The sequence below is a fragment of the Pseudomonas sp. R5(2019) genome (assembly GCF_009905435.1).
Taxonomy (GTDB): domain Bacteria; phylum Pseudomonadota; class Gammaproteobacteria; order Pseudomonadales; family Pseudomonadaceae; genus Aquipseudomonas.
In genome coordinates this window covers 12,282-28,800 of sequence record NZ_JAAAMT010000048.1, presented here as the reverse complement: position 1 = coordinate 28,800, position 16,519 = coordinate 12,282, and the positions used below count along the sequence as shown (strand labels likewise).

Genomic DNA, 16,519 nt, shown 5'->3' with positions numbered 1-16,519 from the left:
AGCACACCGTGGCTCTGAATGACCCGTTGAGGGGGCGTTATGAAAAACACAATGCACAACTGGCTTCATGATCTGGCGGTTGCCCTGGGGCTGATACCTCCACCACTGCAACCGGTACCCATTCCGACTGAAGAAGAGAAGCGTCGGCGTCAGACTCGCCATTGAAGCATGCACGACATCCAGGGCCGTTTCGCGGCCCCTGACGACCAGGGTCGCTCCCACATGAAAGCGGGAGCGCCTTGTCTTATTCCCTGTCTATTACCTGCAAGAACTCAATCAGATCTCCGACCGTCCGCGCACGTTCGAGCATCTGGTCTTCCTCGTGACTGAATGCAGTCAACTCAAACCTGTCTTCGAGCCGGAAAATCAATTCTTCGATGTCGTTCTTGTCCAGGCCCAGGGCCTGCAGGCTGACGTCGTCGGTGAATGAGCGAGGGCCGCCGAGGTAGTCGGCGATAAAGGCGTGGACGGTGTGACGAAGTTCGGACCTGTTCATGATCTTCCCCGGGGCCGGGCGATCCTTCAAAGGCCTTCAAGCCACCGCGTCAGGGTGACGCGGCGGCTGGAATCAAGCTTATGCCAGGTTGGCAGCGCTCACCTGACGGCGAGACAGAAGGCTGACGACTACGAAGCTGACCAAAGCAACGGTCAGGCTGTAGTAGATCGGGGTGTTGGCATCCAGTCCGTCTTTGGCCATGAACACCAGGGCGGTGACAAAGCCCAGGCCCATGCTGGCAATGGCGCCGGCAGTGGTGGCACGTTTCCAGAAGATTGCGCCAATCAGCGGCACCAGCATGCCACCCACCAGCAGGTTGTACGCCAGGGTCAGGGCGCTGATCACGTCGTTGACCACCAGGGCGATGCCCAGTACCGCGATACCGGTCAGCAGGGTGAACAGGCGGTTGATCGCCAGGCTCGACTGCTTGCCACCACGAAGTTTTGGCAGCAGGTCTTCGGTCAAGACGGTGGAGGCGGCCAGCAGGCCGGCGCTGGCGGTGGACATCATGGCGGCCAGGGCCGCGGCGATCACCAGGCCACGGATACCGTCCGGCAGGGTGGCTTTGACGATGGCGGCGAAGGCGTTGTTGACGTTGTCCAGGTCTGGCAACAGCACGTGGGCAGCCATGCCGATCAGGGCACAGGCCAGGCCGTAGACGATGCAGTAGATGCCTGCGGTGGTGCCGGCGTACTTGGCAACCTTCTCATCACGGGCAGTGAACACCCGCTGCCAGATGTCCTGGCCAATCAGGATCCCGAAGAAGTAGATCAGGAAGTAGGTGATGATGGTGTCCCAGCCAATGGTGGTGAAGCTGAAGCTGCTGGCGGGCAGTTTGCTGACCAGCTCGTCCCAGCCGCCGACGCGGTACAGGCAGATGGGCAGCAGGATAAACATCAGGCCGACGGTCTTGATGATGAACTGCACGATGTCAGTCAGGGTCAGCGACCACATGCCGCCGATGGTCGAATACACCACCACCACGCCACCGCCGAGCAGGATCGACATCCAGAACGGCAGGCCGAACAGCACTTGCAACACGGTGCCGATGGCCAGGGTCGAGGTCACGCCGATCATCAGCGCGTAGGCCAGCATGATCACCGCACTGGCCTGGCGGGCCATCGGGTTGTAGCGCTGCTCCAACACCTGGGTGACGGTGAAGATTTTCAGTTTGAGCAGGGGCTTTGCCAGAAACAGGTTCAGCGCCATGATGCCCAGCCCCAGGGCTGCACACAGCCAGAAGCCGGAGATCCCGTGAACATAACCCAGGCGTACAGTGCCGACGGTCGATGCACCACCCAGTACGGTGGCGGCCATGGTGCCCATGTACAGGCTTGGGCCCAGGTTACGCCCAGCCACCAAATAGTCTTCGTGGGTTTTTGCACGGCGCATGCCATACCAACCGAGCAACAGCATGCCGGCGGCATAGATCATGACAACGAAAATATCTAAGGCCATGGAGGGTCTCCAATTATCTTTTTTATGGTGAGATCGTTCCCCCAGCCGGGCAAGCCCGGGCCGGGGTCGTTCGTCAGGTCAAGGTTTAAACGCTGGGTTGAAGGCCTGTTCGAGGGTGTGGAAAACGAAGCTTGCATCGGCACTGAAGGCGCCGAAGTAAGCCTCGCGATCGTTACGGGCGAAGGCCGATATCAAGTCCGTGGCAGCCTGTAAAACCTGGTCGCGGTCGTTCATGGCGGCGCCTCAGCGGTGGGCCACGCCCGGCAGTACGCAGAGCATTTCGTACAGCAGGTTGGCGCCCAGCAGCGAGGTGTTGCCGGTGGTGTCGTAGGGCGGCGAGACTTCTACCAGATCGCAGCCGATCAGGTCGAGGCCCTGGCAGCCACGGATGATTTCCATCGCCTGAATGGTGGTCAGGCCGCCGATTTCCGGGGTGCCGGTGCCAGGCGCCCAGGCCGGGTCAATGCCGTCGATGTCGAAGCTCAGGTACACCGGGCCACCGCCGACTTTTTCCCGTACTTCAGCCATCAGCGGTTCCAGCGACTTGTGCCAGCACTCTTCGGCCTGGACCACGCGGAAGCCCTGCTTGCGGCTCCAGTTGAAGTCCTCAGCGGTGTAACCCTGGGCGCGCAGGCCGATCTGGACCACGCGGTCGCAATCGAGCAGGCCTTCTTCCACGGCGCGGCGGAAGGTGGTGCCGTGAGCGATTTTCTCGCCGAACATGTGATCGTTGACGTCAGCGTGGGCATCGATGTGCACCAGGCCGACCTTGCCGTGCTTCTTGTGGATGGCCCGCAGGATCGGCAGGGTGATGGTGTGGTCGCCCCCCAGGGTCATCGGGATGACGTTGTGTTCGAGGATCTCGTCGTAGGCCTCCTCGATGATGCGCACGGCGTCGAGCAGGTTGAAAGTGTTGATGGCCACGTCACCGATATCGGCCACCGACAGCGAGTCGAACGGTGCGGCGCCAGTGGCCATGTTGTAGGGGCGAATCATTACCGATTCGGCACGGATCTGCCGTGGACCGAAGCGGGTGCCCGAGCGCAGCGAGGTGCCGATGTCCAGCGGAATGCCGATGAAGGCGGCATCCAGGCCCGCGGCGGACTGCAGGTGGGGAAGGCGAAGCATGGTGGCGATGCCGCCGAAACGCGGCATTTCATTGCCGCCCAGTGGTTGGTGAAGAGTCTTGTCCACGGGTGGGGCCTCATCGTTTGTTTTAGTTGTTCGAACCTGTTCGCATTTGGCCGGGCAACGCCACGGGGGTCCCGAAACAGGCTCATTGCGGCGCAGTCTGCAAAAGGTAGTGGCCGGGAAGAATCGCTACAGGCAAAAACTTAGTTCAGATTTTTCTAAACTAATGCCGTGCCGCTGGTTAGACTGTCTTCCATTCGCTTTTTGTCTGGAACGCTCATGGCCAACGCCCTGCCTGATCTGAAACTGCTGCGCATCTTCGTCAGCGTGGTCCGCCACCAGGGGTTCGCCAACGCGCAACAGGAACTCAACCTGTCGACCTCGGCGATCAGTACCTACATGAGCCAGCTCGAAACAGCGCTGGGGATCGTGCTCTGCCACCGCGGCCGGGGCGGCTTCAGCCTGACCAGCAAAGGCGAGCTGTTTCACCAGGAAACCCTGCGCCTGCTGGCGGAAATGGAAGGCTTCGAGCAATACGCCGCCGCGCTCAAGGGCGAACTGCGCGGTACGCTCAACCTGGGGGTGATCGACTCGACGGTGAGTGATAAAGCCTTGCCGCTGGCCGAAGCCATCGGCGCCTACAGCCAGGAACACCCGGCGGTGCATTTGCACTTGTCGGTGTCCAGCCCCTACGAATTGCAGCTGGGGGTGCAGGATAACCGCCTGGACCTGGCCATCGGCGCGTTCTCCACGCGTATGAGTGGCTTGTTGTATCAGCCGCTGTACCGCGAGCAGCACTGGCTGTATTGCAGCAATCGCCACCCGCTGTTCCATGAACGGCGCATTCCCGAGCAGGTAATCACCCAGCAGCGCATGGTCGGGCGCGGTTACTGGAGCCAGGCCGAGCTGGCTCGCCATGGCTTCAAGCACAGCGCCGCGACGGTCGAAAGCATGGAGGCGCAGCTGATTCTGGTGCTGTCGGGTGCCTACATCGGCTACCTGCCGGAACACTATGCCCAGCCCTGGGCCGACAAGGGCGATTTGCGGGTGCTATCGCCGGCGACCTTCGGTTATCAGGCGCCTTTCTCGATGATCGTGCGCCGCGGCCGCAGCCGTGAACCGTTGTTGCAGACCTTTCGCGATCTGCTCAAGGCGCAGCTCAACACTGTCTGACCGAAAGACTCAGGAGACGCCCATGTCCAGAATCCAGTGCAGTCGCTGCCTGCGCCCCCAAGCCCATTGCCTGTGCCCGCTGATCCCGCTGCTCGACAGCCGAACGCGAGTCTTGTTGTTGCAACACCCGAGCGAAGTCGGGCACGCCCTCAACACCGCTCGTTTCGCCGCCCTGGGGCTGCGCAATGCCGAGCTGCGGGTAGGGGAGGTGTTCGAGGATTTGCCAGCGCTCTTGCAGCAACCGGGCTACCGGGCGTGCCTGTTATTCCCTGCTGATAAGGCTGAAACCCTGACTGCCTACAGTGAAGATCAGAGCGATCTGCCGTTGTTGTTAGTGGTGCCCGATGGCACCTGGCGCAAGGCCCGCAAACTGCTGCACTTGAACCCGGTGCTGGCGGCGTTGCCAAGGGTCACCCTGGCCGACGCTGCGCCCACCCGCTATCGGTTACGCAAGGCACCGGGTCCTGGGGCATTGTCGACGCTCGAAGCGGTGGTGCAAGCGCTTGAAGTGCTGGAGCCGCACACCGATTTCGCCCCGCTGCTGCGGCCGTTCGAGGCGTTGATTGAAGGGCAGATTGCGGCGATGGGGGAGGAGACATTTCGGCGTAATCACTCAGGCTAAAAATTGGTTCATCGCGCAATTGCGGGATAGCCACACCGAAACCAAACAGATCTAAAGCCGAACAAACAAGGCTGGCAACTCCAAATTCACAGGCCATGGCACGTTGCAACAAATGTGGGAGCGGATTTATCCGCGAAGCGCCGCGCGGGCGGCGCTCGATCTCAAGAACAATGGAAAAACCAAGGCAAGCACTTCACACGGCTCATGCGATCTGCTGGCTGGCCACCCTCGCCTCGCCCCATCAGTATGAAGAGGGTTGTCTGAGGACCGTATCAAGGCTTCCAAGTGCTTGCCTTGGGTTTTCCGGCGCTGCCGAAATCGAGCGCCGCCCACGCGGCGCTTCGCGGATAAATCCGCTCCCACATTTGTTGCAACGTGCCATGGCCTGTGAGATTGGGTTTGTCAGCCTTGCTTGTGGGGCGGGAGATCGCGGTGGCGCAGGCCTAAAAATTGCCCAGCGGCCATCCGGCGTAGGCGCCATCCACGACGAAGTCGAGCGCGGTATCACCGTTCCCGCAGCGCCTCGGTGCGGGCTTTGAGCACCGGCTTGAGCAAGTAATCCAGCACGCTTTTCTGCCCGGTAATGATATCCACCGTCGCCGTCATCCCCGGGATAATCAGCAGCGGTTTGCTGTCCCCGCCCAAGTGGTTCTTATCGGTGCGCACCTGGATCAGGTAAAAACTGTTGCCCTTGTCATCGCTCACCGTGTCGGCGCCGATCAGTTCCAGCCTGGCCTTCAACCCCCCGTAGATGGTGTAGTCATAGGCGCTGAACTTGACCATGGCGGTCTGGCCAGGGTGCAGGAAGGCGACGTCCTGGGGGCGGACCTTGGCCTCGATCAGCAGGTTGTCTTCCAACGGCACGATTTCCACCAGGTCGCTGCCCGGCTGGACCACGCCGCCGATGGTGTTGACCTTGAGCAGCTTGATGATGCCCTTGACCGGCGAGACCACGGTGGTGCGGGTGACCCGGTCGTCGATGGCGATGCTTGAGGCGGTGATTTTCGACAGGTCCGTGCGTTTGTCGTTGAGCTCCTTGGACGCCTCGGAGCGGAACGATTGCTCGGATTCGTCGATCTTGCTCTTGATCTCGTTGATGGCCGCTTCCGCCCGGGGAATGGCCAGGGTGGTGGCATCCATCGAGCCTCGAATTTCCACGGCACTGCGTTTCAAGCGCAGAATCTCCACCGGCGAAATCGCCCCGGTGCCGACCAGTGGGGTGCTCATGTTCAGCTCCTGCTGAACCAGTGCCAGGCTTGAGCGGTACTGCGCCTGCTTGGAACGAAATTCCGAGACTTCCTGGGTTTTTTGCCGAAGTTGTTCGTTCAGGGTGTTCTGCTCGCTCTTGAGCCGCCGTTGCCGCGATTGGTACAGCGACAGCTCATCTTCGGCCACCTGCGGGGCCTTGCTGCGCACCTCCTCGGACACGGTAAACGGCCGGCCTTCGGCTTCGGCGGACAAGCGTTCGACCTGAGCCGTCAGTGCCAGCCGGTCGGCCTCGCTTTCACCCTTGTTGGACTTGAAGCGAGTGTCATCCAGGCGCAACAGGGTGTCGCCCTTGGCCACAATTTGCCCTTCGCGAACGAAGATCTCGGTGACGATCCCGCCCTCCAGGTTCTGGATGACTTGCACCTTGCTTGAGGGGATGGCCTTGCCTTCGCCCATGGTCACTTCATCGAGCACCGCAAGCTTCGCCCAGACCAGCGCGATCACGATCAGCAAGGCGGTCAGCCAGACGATCAGCCGCGAGCGTCGGGGCGAGTCTTGCAGGGCCGCCTCGGCGACTTCGGGCATGTATTCGCTTTCGGCAGTCTTGCCGAAACTGTGGAAGTAGCCGCGCAGGCCGTGACTGGCAGACATGATCTGAACTCCTAGACTGCCGAGCCGACAAGGCCCTTGCGCAGCGCTTCGATAACCGACGCTTTAGGGCCATCGGCGACGATCTGGCCGTTGTCCAGCACCAGCAGGCGGTCGACCAGGCTGAGCATGGAGGTGCGGTGAGTCACCAGCACCAGGGTCTTGCCCTGCACCCAGCCGTGCAGGCGCTGGCGCAGGACATCTTCGCTGCTGTTGTCCATGTGGCTGGTGGGCTCATCGAGCAGCATGATCGGTGGTTCCAGCAACATCGCGCGGGCCAGCAGCACCGCCTGGCGCTGGCCGCCGGAAAGCAGCTGGCCGCGCTCGCCCACCGGGCGGTCGAAGCCTTGCGGGTGCTGGCGGGCCAATTCGCTGACGCCGGTCAGTTCCGCGACTTCGAGCATCCGTGCATCGGTGATGTAGCGTGCCCCCAGGGTCAGGTTGTCGCGCAGGCTGCCAGCCAGCAGTGGCAGGTCGTGGGCGACATAACCGATCTGATGGCGCAGGTCGGCCACGTCCAGCTGGCGCAAGTCCAGATTGTCCACCAGCACCTGGCCTTCATCCGGCGCATAGAAGCCCATCACCAGCCGCGCCAGGGTACTTTTGCCCGAGCCGCTGCGGCCGATGATGCCGATGCGCTCGCCGGGTTTCATGCTGAAGCTGACATTGTTCAGGGCCGGCGCATTTTGCCCGGCGTAGCGAAAGCTCACGTGGCTCAGCTCCAGGGCGCCATTGAGCTGGGTGCGCTCCAGCGGCCTCTGGCCGGCTTCGCGCTCCTGAGGCAGGGACATCAAGGCATCGGTGCTGCGCATGGTCAACTGCGCTTGCTGGTAGCGGGTAATCAGCCCGGCGATCTGGCCCAGTGGCGACAACACCCGGCTGCCGAGCATGTAGGAAGCCACCAGGGCGCCGACGCTGAGGTTGCCGGCGATGATGCTGTAGACCCCGGCGACGATGGTGGCCATGCCGCAGAACTGTTGGATGAACAGCGTGCCGTTGGTTGCCAGGGCCGACAGGTTGCGGGCGTGGCTGTCGAGCCGGGTCAGGGCACCGTGGGTTTGCTCCCATTTGTATTGGCGTTCGCTTTCGGCGCTGCAGGCCTTGAGCGTTTCCAGGCCGCCCAGGGTTTCGATTAAAAGCGCCTGGCGGGCGGCGCCCAGGGTCAGGCTTTTCTGCACGGTGTCACGCAGGCGCACCTGGATAAACAGGGCGAAGAAGATCGTCAGCGGAAAGGCGATCAGCGGGATCAGCACCAGCCAGCCGCCGAGCAGGCCGATCACCACCAGCATCAGCAAGGCGAAGGGCAGGTCAATGATGCTGGTCAGGGTCACGGCGGTGAGAAACTCACGCAGGCCCTGGAAGTCATGGATGCTCTGGGCGAAGCCGCCCACCGTGGCCGGGCGAGCCTTCATGGCCATGCCGGTGATGCGTTCGAACAAGGTCGCCGAGAGGATCAGGTCAGTGCGCTTGCCGGCCTGGTCCAGCAAGTGTGCGCGCACCACCCGCAGGATCAACTCGAACACTGTACCGATCAGTAAGCCGATCGCCAGCACCCAGAGGGTCGACACTGCCTGGTTGGGGACGACCCGGTCGTAGGTCTGCATCACGAACAGCGGCACCATCAGCCCCAGCAGGTTGATCAACAGACTGGCCAGAATCGCGTCGCTGTAGAGCCAGCGCGACAGCTTGAGGGTGTCGCGAAACCAGGCGTTGACCCGTGGCATCAACGGTGAGCGCAGTTCTTCGAGCTCATGCCGGGGACGGGCAAACAGCGCCTGGCCGGTGTATTGCGCCTTCAAGGCGTCCAGGCTTACCCATTGCTCGCCGCCTTCGGCTTCGCTGGGCAGGATCAAGGCCTGAGCGTTTTCATCCAGCCGTCGCAGGACCGCGCAACGACCACCTTTGAGCAGCAGCAGCACCGGCAGGTTCAGCGAAGAAATGGCGTCCAGATCCCGACGCAGCAGCCGCGCCTGTAGCCCGGCGCGGGCGGCTGCGCGCGGCAGCAGGTCCAGGCTCAGGCGTTGTTGCGCCAGCGGCAGGCCGCTACTCAGGCTGGCTCGGCTGGCAGCCGAGCCGTGCAGTTTGCAGAGGATCAACAGCCCGTCGAGCAACGGGTCGTCGAAGCTCGAACGCGGATCAGCGGCCGTGCCCGCCGAGTGCATGCTCGTCACAATGGCCTACTCCAACAGAGGATGGGTCAATTCATGTCCGGAAGACGAGCATCACTTTTGACTTCCGCTTGGGCAATGGCTTCGGCGGGCAGTACAACGCGCTGCTTGTTCAGCAGCTCACCCATATTGGCCAGCACCCGGTACATGGCGTATTCCTCGGTGTAGCGGACTTCGGTGTAGCGACGATTGGCGTTGTACAGCTCGTTTTCGCTGTCGAGCAGATCGAGCAGGGTCCGTTGGCCGAGGCCGAACTGGTCCTGGTAGGCGGCGCGTACGCGGGTGGTGGTTTCGGCGTATTCACGGGCATACGGGGTTTGCTGACGGGCGTTTTGCATGGCATTCCAGGCCAGCGACATGTTCTCGTTGATCTGGCGCAAGGCATTGTTGCGGATGTCCATGGCCTGGTTGATCTTGTGCGCGTTCGATTGTAGCCGGGCCTTGTCGCTGCCGCCGCGGAACAGGTTGTAACTCATCGTCACACCTGCGCGCCAATCGGTGTTGTTGTGTCCGATTTCGCCGGCCAGGTCGTTGTTGGCGCCGGTGGCAAGCTCGGCATCAAAGCGTGGATAGAACGGCGACTTGGCGACTTCATACTGTTTCTCGGCCGCTTGCACATCGGCCTGGGCCGATTTCAGGTAAGGGTTGTTGACCAGCATGCTTTGGCGCGCTTCAGTCAGGTCGGCCGGCATTTCCCCCTTGATCGAGACAGGCGCTTCCAGCTCGTCGGGCATCCGCCCGGTGGCGCTGAAGAAGTTGGCTTGCGCGTCTGCCAGGTCCACCTGGGCGGTGTAGTAATTGTTCTCGGCCAGGGCGCGGCGGGCCTTGGACTGGTCCAGGTCGGCGTTGCTGCCCACCCCGCGTTGGCTGCGCAGGCCGATCTGGTCGTTGACTCGCAGGTGCGCTTGCAGGTTGTTCTTGGCCAGGGTCACCAGCTCGCGGCGCTTGAGGACTTCCAGGTAAACCTCGGTTGCGCGCAAGGCCAGGTCCTGGGCAGTGGCCTGGGCGAAGTAGGCCCGCGAGTTCACCACCGCTTTGGTGCGGCCAACCTCATTGGGTGTATTGAAACCATCAAACAGCATTTGCCGCAGGCGCAATTCTGACTGGGTGTAATTCAGGGTTTCCTTGTTGTGATTGCCCAGAGCACGGGTAGTGGGGTTGTCGGAACGCTCGCGACCATAACCGGCTGTGAGATCGACGCTGGGGTAGTAGCCGCCGCGCGCCACTTTCACGTCCTCGTCAGCAGAGAGGCGGTTGTTGAAGGTGGATTGAAGCTCCGGGTGATTTGCAATGGTGCTTTGAATGGCTTCCGTGAGATTCATGGCTTGAGCTGGAGCGCTGGCCATCGCTAACAACATCGCGCCGTAGATGGGCTTCGATACGCGCATGAGGTACATCTCCCTGGTCTTGGTTACTGCACTTCGTCAAAAAAGTGACGAAAAAATAAAGGTCAAACCGTTTCAGGCTTGTAACAACAGAGCTAAGAACATCTCAGGACGTAGCTAAGAAGAATTTTTCATAATCCTTATGCGGAAAAAAACTTATGCGATGTAAAAAATCCAAGACATTGTTCATTGCATGGCGTCCCGTGAATTCGGCCGAAATGGCTTTTTTTCGGGGCCTTGCAAGCGTTCTTGGTTTTTCTTGCGGCATAGGGGCGGGGAACGAGCGAAGAGGTGATGTACGACGCACTGTTTGGCGACAAAAAATTGTCGTTTTTTTGTTTTAACAGTGTGGCGACACCTCGCTGGCGGCTCTGAAATTGGGATTCGAAACCGCGATCAACGATTTGTCGCCGGCGACGACTCCATGGCAGCCACCAGAACAGGGTAGGGCCGGCTTACTTGCGATGGAGCGCCGTTCACCCACTAGTGAATGAGCCGACCAAGCGGTTTTCAGCCACACCTCCACGTGATCGCCAGCACCGTTGCGCAGGAAACGGATGATGTCTTCGCGTGGGAGGAATGCACATGGCTAAATTAATCGGCGTGGTCAGCAAAGTCATCGGCCAGGTTTTCGCGGTATCTGATGGCGCCCGTCGCGTGCTGGTCGAAGGCGACCGCCTGTTTGCCGGGGATCAGTTGCAAACCGGCGCAAGCGGCGCCGTCGCGGTGCACCTGGAAAATGGTCGGGAGCTGACCCTGGGCCGCGAGAGCAGCCTGACGATGTCCAGTGATCTGCTGGCCCATCGCGCGCCCCATGTCGAAACCAATGACACCGTTACGCCCAGCGACGCGCAGCTGACTGATGTCGAGCGACTCCAACACGCCATCGCCGTCGGCGATGACCCCAGCCAGACCGCCGAAGCGACTGCGGCGGGGCCGACGACAACTGGCCCGGGCAGCGCGCTGGGCGGCGGCCATACCTTTGTGCTGCTCGATGAAGTCGGCGGGCATATCGATCCGAACATCGGCTTTGCGACCCTTGGCCTGACCAGTACCTACGACGTACCTGACCTGTATGGCGGCTCGCCGGACGTCCACGTGACCGACGATGTGCCCCAGGCGTTCGATGACACCCACCCTGATACCGCGTCGGAAAAACTCACGACACTGACCGGCACGGTGCTGCCCAATGACACTCAGGGTGCAGACCGCCTGGCAAGCGGGCCGATCACGCCCGGGACATTTATTGGCACTTACGGCACGTTGGAGCTGCATGCCGACGGCAGTTACCTCTACACCCTCAACACCGCCGACCCGGACTTTATCAATCTGCACGGTGGCGGCAACGGGATCGAGAGGTTCACCTACACACTCAGTGATGCCGATGGCGACACCTCCACCGCCGACCTGATATTGAACGTCACCAACTTCAATGACCCGGTTGTATTGGATGGCCTCGACGTCAGGAACGGCGAGCTCACGGTCAATGAGGCCAACCTGTGTAACGGCTCCAGTCCCAATGCCGGGCAGTTGACCCAGACCGGCACTTTCACGGTGTCGGCAGCCGATGGCTTGCAGTCGCTGGTGGTCGGTGGCATCAGCGTGATCAGCAGCGGGGTGGTGGCGGGCTTCCCGCAATCGGCGCTGACCGGTCTGGACAATATCCTGACTATCGTCGGGTATGACTCGGCCACCGGTGTCGTGACCTACCGCTACACCCTGGTCGACAACGAGACCCACGCCAACGCCGGCGGCACCAACACGCTGCCCGACCCGATCACAGTGACGGCGACCGACACCGATGGCAGCACCGCCACGGGTACCATCGATGTGAATATCACCGATGACGTGCCGACCGCACGCGCTGATGTGGCCACGGTCAGCCAGGGCGATTCCATCAGCGGCAATGTGCTGCTTTCCAATGACCGGCAGGGCGCCGATGGCGCCGTGGTCACGGGTGTGCGCGCCGGTGCCGACACCCATGCGCCAGCCGTTGGTTCGCTGGGCCTGAAAGTCATTGGCTGCTTTGGCTACCTGATCCTCGATGCGGCCGGCAACGCCACCTATCACGCCAACCCGGACTCTGACGCAGCGCCCGGCGCACAAGATGTGTTCACCTACAGCATCACGGATGCCGATGGTGACGTCAGCACCACCACGATCACTATCAATGTGGCGGATTGCGGGCCTGATGCTTCGATCGACAAGGAAATCAGCGTATTCGAAAAAGCCCTGGACCTGATCAAGGATGGTCAGGACCTGGCCGCCGGTACCGTGACCGGCAGCGATCCGGCATCGAGCGGTGAAACCGCCAGTGGCAGCCTGGCCGGCTCGGTCGCCTCCGGCGTCGGCGCGCTGACTTTCAGCCTGGTCGGCAGCGCCACCGGAAGTTACGGCCAGTTGCAACTCAACAGCAATGGCACCTACACCTACACCTTGACCTCGGCGCCGAAAACCACCGGCAGCCCGAACGATGGTACGGCCGGGACGATGTCCGACACCTTCACCTACAAGGTCACCGACTCGCTGGGCAATACCTCCACCAGCAGCATCGTGGTGAGCATCGTCGATGACGTGCCCAAAGTAGTCGGTGCCGAACGCTCGGTATCGCCGGGCGAGGTCGATTCCAACCTGCTGCTGATCATCGACGTGTCCGGCAGCATGGTCGACCCGTCCGGGGTCAATGGCCTGACGCGCCTGGAGCTCGCCAAGCAGGCGATCGGTGCCTTGCTCGACAAGTACGATGACCTGGGCGATGTGAAAGTCCAGATCGTGACCTTCAGCACCGGTGCGGCGGACCTGACCAACGTCTGGGTGACGGTGGCCGAAGCCAAGGCGCTCATTGCCAATCTGCAGCCTGATGGTGCCACCCACTACGATGCCGCGGTGGCCATGGCGGAGGCGGCTTTCAATACGGCCGGCAAAATCGCCGGGGCGCAGAACATCAGTTACTTCTTCTCCGACGGGAACCCCACCAACGGTCAAAACATCAATGCCAGCGATGAAGCGGCGATCAAATCCTTTCTCGACAGCAACGACATCAAGTCTTATGCCATCGGCCTGGGCAGCGGTGTGTCGAGCACCCATCTGAACCCGCTGGCCTACGACGGCAGCACCCACACCGACACCAATGCCAACATTGTCACCCACCTCAATGCACTGGACTCGGTGCTGTCGGGCACGGTGCAGGGCGCGCCGATTACCGGCAGTTTGATGAGCGGCGGCACCTTTGGCGCGGACGGCGGCTATATCAAGTCGTTGGTGGTCGATGACAGCACCTACACCTACAAACCGGCAGGCACGGGGTCGATTCAGGTCGACGGCGCCAACAAGGGCGTGTTCGACACCGTCAGCAACAGCCTGACGATCAAGACCAACCTGGGCGGTTCGCTGCTGGTCGATATGGACACCGGCGAATTCACCTACACGCCGCCCAAAGACGCGGGCACGACGGTCACCGAGAACATTGGTTTCACAGCCAGCGACAGCGATGGCGACAGCGATGGCGACCTGGCCACCGCCAACCTGGTGGTCAATGTGTACAGCAACGGGGCGCCGGTGGCGGGTGCGGACCACATCATCACCAATATCTTCGACCAGACCATCACGGTTCCGGCCGAGGCCCTGCTGGCCAACGACACCGACCCGAACGGCGATACGCTAACCGCCTCGCCCACCGGTTTTGTCACCAACTGGGCGGGCAAGGGCGCGGACTTCACGGTCGGCTGCGACATCAATACCATCCGCTTCACCGGCCAGTCGGCCAGTAACATCAACAACCAGGTCAAGGAGGTCGCCCGCGGCGACTTCACCGGCACCGCCGGCAGCATGATCGCAGCCGTGATCATCAGTGGCTGGCTAGACAAGGTGAATGCCGGGCTCAATGCCCAGGACACCCTTCAGGTGCACCTGAAGGCGGGCGAAACGCTCAATCTGGACCACAATCGGGCGCTCAACAATATCGGTATGCAGTGGCAGCTCAGTGGTGACCCCACTTACCACGGCATTGCCGACGGTGGCACCTTCACGGCCAGCCAGGACGGCCTCTACAACATCCACCTCAGCAACCTGGTCAATCCGACTGGAGGCAATGCCAAAGGCGACGAAAGCTACAAGCTGACCATGACCATCAACTACGCCGATGCCCATGCCGCTGCAGCGGATTACCACGGCACGTACGGTGTCAGCGATGGCCATGGCGGTACGGCGACCGGCGCGGTCGACATCACCTACCAGAGTGGCAACACCCTGAACGGCACCGGCCTCGACGAGACCTTGCTCGGTGGTACTGGCGACGACACGCTCAACGGCGGGGATGGCAACGATGTGCTGATCGGCGGGCTGGGCGATAACACCCTGCATGGCGGCATTGGCGATGACCTGCTGATCGGCGGGCCGGCCAACGACCTGCTCGACGGTGGCGACGGCAGCGACACCGCCAGCTACGCCAACGCCACGGCGGGGGTGACGGTCAACCTCTCGCTGAACGGCTCGCAAAACACCTTGGGTGCCGGCCATGACACGCTGATGGCGGTGGAGAACCTGATCGGTTCCGACCACAACGACACCCTGACCGGCGACAGCAACGCCAACCTGCTCTCGGGCGGCAAGGGCAATGACCTGCTGATTGGCGGTGATGGCGACGACATTCTGATCGGCGGCCTGGGCAACAACACCCTCACCGGCGGCGCGGGTGCCGACACGTTCAAATGGCAGGCCAATAACAGCGGGCACGATGGGGTGACCGACTTCACCCCGGGAATTGACCGTCTGGATTTGTCGCAGCTGCTGCAAGGCGAGAACGCCACCTCGGCGTCACTGGATGACTACCTGCACTTCAAGGTGACCGACAACGGCGGGGTTGTGGTTTCGACCATCGAAGTGAGTTCGGTGGCGGGGGCTGCGCCAACGCAAACCATCGAGCTGGCCGGCGTTGACCTGGCCAGCCACTACGGCGTGACGGCGGGAGCTGGCGGGGTGATTTCGGCGGGGGCGGATACGGCGACGATCATCAATGGGATGCTCAGTGATCATTCGCTCAAGGTGGATACCGTGTGAGGTGTAGGAGCAGAGCTAGCTCGCGATGGCGTCACCGCGGTATTTCCGTTACACCGCGGTGACGCCATCGCGACGGTTCGGCGCCCCGACAAGCTCTGCTCCTACATCAAGCTGTTCATCCAGTCATTCAGGCTGGCGCAAGGTCTTTTGCCGAACGATATACACCGACACCAGCACTGCACTGGTCAGCATGAACCCGCGCGCCCACGGCAATGGCACCAGGTAACAGGAAAACCCGATCCCCAGCCACATCAGCGCGATCGCATAGACCTTGCCCTTGAGCGGGATGCCTTCGCCGTTCAGGTACCCGGCAATCCACGGCCCCAGGCGCGGGTGGCTGACCAGCCACCGGTAAAACCGTGGCGAACTGCGCGCGAAGCAGGCAGCTGCCAGCAGCAGGAACGGTGTGGTCGGCAACACGGGCAAAAAGATCCCGATAACGCCCAGCACTACACTCAACCAGCCAATGGCCAGCAGGGTGTAGCGCAGCGGGCGAGAGGCTCGCAGGCCGGAAGGAGGTGACGCCACCGGCACTGACTCAGTGGTGGCGAGGTTTCAGAATGGCCGGTTTTTCGTCCGGGGCATGGCAAAGCAGGAACAGTGCAGTCAGTGCTTCGGGGATCTGCACGATCATGTCGTCCATCAGGTTGGCATCAGCGGCGATATCAGAGAACTCGGGCTCTTCGTCGAACAGGCCGGAACCGACCATGATCGGCAGCAGCATCTCGCTGACTTCCTCTTCTGCGGTTTCGAACCAGGCGGCTTCACGCAGGAACACGCCTTCCATGAAACCGATGCACCAGCCGCGCAGGTCGGAGTCGTCCGGCTCATCGCCCAGGTCCAGGTCGCAGGGCAGCTGGAATTCCTCGTCGCTGGCCAGTTCGCGGGTGATCTCTCTCTTGAGGTGAACCAGCGTCTGTTCGATCTCGTCGCGCTGGGCATCGTCGGTGTAGTGAGGTTCTTCGGCGAACAGGGCGTCGATCCACTCACGGTCCGGCACCTCTTCAGAGCAGATGGAGAGCGCGGTCAAGTAGCCATGGGCGGCAACGTAGTCCAGCGCCTCTTCGTGCAGCTCATCGGCGTCGAGAAAGGCTTGCAGGCGGTTTAATTGCTCAGCGAAGGACATTACAGGGCTACCTTGGGAAGAATCGATAGTGAATTCTAGGCCTTG

The 16,519-nt window shown here is 61.7% G+C and carries 12 protein-coding genes and 1 pseudogene; 4 read left to right on the top strand and 9 right to left on the bottom strand.

Annotated features, from left to right (window positions below; translation table 11 throughout):
* The first annotated feature begins 39 nt into the window (after positions 1-39).
* The gene (locus tag GUY40_RS28600; RefSeq protein WP_306092855.1) at positions 40-165 is read left to right on the top strand and encodes a PA1414 family protein; all 126 of its coding nucleotides are present in this window, start codon (positions 40-42) and stop codon (positions 163-165) included.
* 79 nt (positions 166-244) lie between these two features.
* On the opposite strand, the gene GUY40_RS23290 is transcribed toward GUY40_RS28600, so the two are convergent.
* The 4 genes and pseudogenes from GUY40_RS23290 to speB form a co-directional block, all read right to left on the bottom strand.
* A complete protein-coding gene (locus tag GUY40_RS23290; protein WP_166571259.1) occupies positions 245-496 on the bottom strand; it encodes an acyl carrier protein in 252 nt (83 codons plus the stop codon).
* A gap of 78 nt (positions 497-574) precedes the next feature.
* Positions 575-1,954, bottom strand: coding sequence for a sodium:solute symporter (locus GUY40_RS23285; protein ID WP_166571258.1), 1,380 nt, complete (start codon positions 1,952-1,954; stop codon positions 575-577).
* A gap of 105 nt (positions 1,955-2,059) precedes the next feature.
* Positions 2,060-2,188 (bottom strand): annotated as a pseudogene (locus tag GUY40_RS23280) (DUF4440 domain-containing protein); the annotation flags it as partial.
* A gap of 9 nt (positions 2,189-2,197) precedes the next feature.
* Positions 2,198-3,148 carry an agmatinase gene (gene speB, locus GUY40_RS23275; RefSeq protein ID WP_166571257.1) on the bottom strand — a complete coding sequence of 317 codons (951 nt, stop codon included), beginning with the start codon at positions 3,146-3,148 and terminating at the stop codon, positions 2,198-2,200.
* 216 nt (positions 3,149-3,364) lie between these two features.
* Here speB and GUY40_RS23270 point away from each other — a divergent pair, with 216 nt between their 5' ends.
* Together GUY40_RS23270 and GUY40_RS23265 are read left to right on the top strand one after the other, a co-directional pair.
* The gene (locus GUY40_RS23270) at positions 3,365-4,258 is read left to right on the top strand and encodes a LysR family transcriptional regulator (RefSeq protein WP_166571256.1); all 894 of its coding nucleotides are present in this window, start codon (positions 3,365-3,367) and stop codon (positions 4,256-4,258) included.
* Between the two features lie 22 nt (positions 4,259-4,280).
* On the top strand, positions 4,281-4,880 hold the full coding sequence (locus GUY40_RS23265; RefSeq protein ID WP_166571255.1) for a tRNA-uridine aminocarboxypropyltransferase: 600 nt from the start codon (positions 4,281-4,283) through the stop codon (positions 4,878-4,880).
* A 504-nt stretch (positions 4,881-5,384) separates the two neighbouring features.
* On the opposite strand, the gene GUY40_RS23260 is transcribed toward GUY40_RS23265, so the two are convergent.
* The 3 genes from GUY40_RS23260 to GUY40_RS23250 are packed head-to-tail and all read right to left on the bottom strand — an operon-like array spanning position 5,385 to position 10,293.
* Complete coding sequence (locus GUY40_RS23260; protein WP_166571254.1) at positions 5,385-6,740, bottom strand: HlyD family type I secretion periplasmic adaptor subunit; 1,356 nt, start codon at positions 6,738-6,740, stop codon at positions 5,385-5,387.
* Between the two features lie 11 nt (positions 6,741-6,751).
* Complete coding sequence (locus GUY40_RS23255; RefSeq protein ID WP_166571273.1) at positions 6,752-8,899, bottom strand: type I secretion system permease/ATPase; 2,148 nt, start codon at positions 8,897-8,899, stop codon at positions 6,752-6,754.
* A 35-nt stretch (positions 8,900-8,934) separates the two neighbouring features.
* On the bottom strand, positions 8,935-10,293 hold the full coding sequence (locus GUY40_RS23250; protein WP_166571253.1) for a TolC family outer membrane protein: 1,359 nt from the start codon (positions 10,291-10,293) through the stop codon (positions 8,935-8,937).
* Between the two features lie 576 nt (positions 10,294-10,869).
* On the opposite strand from GUY40_RS23250, the gene GUY40_RS23245 reads away from it, so the two are divergent.
* A complete protein-coding gene (locus tag GUY40_RS23245; RefSeq protein WP_371924949.1) occupies positions 10,870-15,348 on the top strand; it encodes a retention module-containing protein in 4,479 nt (1,492 codons plus the stop codon).
* Positions 15,349-15,471: 123 nt separating this feature from the next.
* Here the strand turns inward: GUY40_RS23245 and GUY40_RS23240 are convergent, their stop codons facing one another.
* Together GUY40_RS23240 and GUY40_RS23235 are read right to left on the bottom strand one after the other, a co-directional pair.
* Positions 15,472-15,876 carry a YbaN family protein gene (locus tag GUY40_RS23240; protein WP_166571251.1) on the bottom strand — a complete coding sequence of 135 codons (405 nt, stop codon included), beginning with the start codon at positions 15,874-15,876 and terminating at the stop codon, positions 15,472-15,474.
* 10 nt (positions 15,877-15,886) lie between these two features.
* Positions 15,887-16,474: a YecA family protein gene (locus GUY40_RS23235; RefSeq protein ID WP_166571250.1), complete on the bottom strand. Its 588-nt coding sequence runs from the start codon at positions 16,472-16,474 to the stop codon at positions 15,887-15,889.
* Positions 16,475-16,519: the final 45 nt, after the last annotated feature.

What these genes read in the sequence shown, in the direction of transcription:
- GUY40_RS28600 (WP_306092855.1), top strand. Translation starts at nt 40, where the DNA reads ATGAAAAACACAATGCACAACTGGCTTCATGATCTGGCGGTTGCCCTG.
- GUY40_RS23290 (WP_166571259.1), bottom strand. Translation starts at nt 496, where the DNA reads ATGAACAGGTCCGAACTTCGTCACACCGTCCACGCCTTTATCGCCGAC.
- GUY40_RS23285 (WP_166571258.1), bottom strand. Translation starts at nt 1,954, where the DNA reads ATGGCCTTAGATATTTTCGTTGTCATGATCTATGCCGCCGGCATGCTG.
- GUY40_RS23270 (WP_166571256.1), top strand. Translation starts at nt 3,365, where the DNA reads ATGGCCAACGCCCTGCCTGATCTGAAACTGCTGCGCATCTTCGTCAGC.
- GUY40_RS23265 (WP_166571255.1), top strand. Translation starts at nt 4,281, where the DNA reads ATGTCCAGAATCCAGTGCAGTCGCTGCCTGCGCCCCCAAGCCCATTGC.
- GUY40_RS23260 (WP_166571254.1), bottom strand. Translation starts at nt 6,740, where the DNA reads ATGTCTGCCAGTCACGGCCTGCGCGGCTACTTCCACAGTTTCGGCAAG.
- GUY40_RS23255 (WP_166571273.1), bottom strand. Translation starts at nt 8,899, where the DNA reads ATGCACTCGGCGGGCACGGCCGCTGATCCGCGTTCGAGCTTCGACGAC.
- GUY40_RS23250 (WP_166571253.1), bottom strand. Translation starts at nt 10,293, where the DNA reads ATGCGCGTATCGAAGCCCATCTACGGCGCGATGTTGTTAGCGATGGCC.
- GUY40_RS23245 (WP_371924949.1), top strand. Translation starts at nt 10,870, where the DNA reads ATGCACATGGCTAAATTAATCGGCGTGGTCAGCAAAGTCATCGGCCAG.
- GUY40_RS23235 (WP_166571250.1), bottom strand. Translation starts at nt 16,474, where the DNA reads ATGTCCTTCGCTGAGCAATTAAACCGCCTGCAAGCCTTTCTCGACGCC.